Annotated in this window: 2 protein-coding genes and 1 pseudogene; all 3 read left to right on the forward strand. The window is 68.6% G+C overall.

Annotated features, from left to right (window positions below; translation table 11 throughout):
* A pseudogene (locus tag I71_RS14895) lies at positions 1-310 on the forward strand (IS5/IS1182 family transposase); the annotation flags it as partial.
* A 99-nt stretch (positions 311-409) separates the two neighbouring features.
* Positions 410-802 (forward strand): transposase, encoded by a 393-nt coding sequence (locus tag I71_RS14900; RefSeq protein ID WP_042695637.1) that lies wholly within the window; start codon positions 410-412, stop codon positions 800-802.
* 252 nt (positions 803-1,054) lie between these two features.
* Positions 1,055-1,266 (forward strand): helix-turn-helix domain-containing protein (locus I71_RS14905; protein ID WP_148294247.1); only part of this gene is annotated, 212 nt, incomplete at its 3' end.

Consider the following 1,266-nt stretch of genomic DNA (forward strand, 5'->3'; position numbering starts at 1 on the left):
CGCGGACGCCAAAGTGATCATCCCGCCGCGCGCGACCGCGGCGCGGAGCGACACCGCCGACACGGTTCCCACCCGGCGTGACCGCCACATCCAGACGATCAAGGAGCGTGGTCGGCGGGGCTGGCAACGGACCGTCCACTACGGACGGCGATCTCTCGTTGAGGTGGCCATGCTCCGGTACAAAGTTCTCATCGGACGCAGCCTGCGCGCTCGGACTCTGCCCGCACAGAAAGCCGAGGCTCGGGCCGCCTGCGCCGTCATCAATCGGATGACCGGCCTCGGCATGCCGGCCTCCCAAAAGGTCTCCTGACCGTCACGTCGGTACCCCTCCGCCGAGCACCGCCTTGTGACCGAGCGGGGAAGCTGAATCATTGGTCCTGTCCCTATGGCTATCCCTATGGCAGTCCCTATGGCTATCCAACGCGTCGAGGTGATCACGGGCCAGGAGCGGCGGCGGCAGTTCAGCGACGAGGAGAAACTGCGGCTGGTCGAAGAGGCGTTCCAGCCGGGCGTCAAGGCGACCGAAGTCGCCCGGCGCCTGGGCGTGGACGTCAGCATGCTGTACCGCTGGCGCCGGCAGTTCTTCGGTCAGCAGCCCCGGCTGCTCGCCTTCCTGCCGATCACCGTCGCCGCCGACGCTCCGTCACCGGAGGAGGTGGCGGAGCCGACAGCGGCGCCCGCGACCCCACCAGCCGGTCTCATCGAGGTCGAATTCGCGACGGCGCGCTTGCGCATCACCGGCCCGGTCGATCCGGCCCTGGTCGGCACGGTGATCGCCGCGCTGTCGGGACGGTCGGCATGATCCCGGTGCCCTCGGGCGTTCGGGTCTGGCTGGCGGGCGGGGTCACCGACATGCGCTGCGGGATGAACTCGCTGGCGCTGAAGGTTCAGGAGGGTCTTGGCCGCGATTGTCAGTGCCGATTGGATACTCCCCGGAAAGGGCGGCTGAAAATTCCCCAGGCTAACGCAACGGCAGGGCTCCGGGGCGTACGCCCCGGAGCCCTGCGGCCGCTCGTCGCCCATGATCACCCTCCGAGGCGGAGGGAGGGCGCAGGTGGTCAGACTTGGGGAACTCGTCATGATTCTCGATCTCGCCCGCGAGGGCCTGTCGGTGTCGGCGATCTCACGCCGCACCGGCCTGGATCGCAAGACCATCCGCAAATACATCGCCCGCGGACTGGAGGCGCCCGCCTACACCCCTCGGCCGGCTCGGCCGACGCTGCTCACACCCTTCGAGCCCTATCTGCGTGAACGCCGCAAACCTCC

It is taken from the genome of Azospirillum sp. B506, from assembly GCF_000333595.1.
Taxonomy (GTDB): domain Bacteria; phylum Pseudomonadota; class Alphaproteobacteria; order Azospirillales; family Azospirillaceae; genus Azospirillum.

Coding starts and splice junctions, on each gene's coding strand:
- I71_RS14900 (WP_042695637.1), top strand. CDS start 410: ATGGCTATCCAACGCGTCGAGGTGATCACGGGCCAGGAGCGGCGGCGG.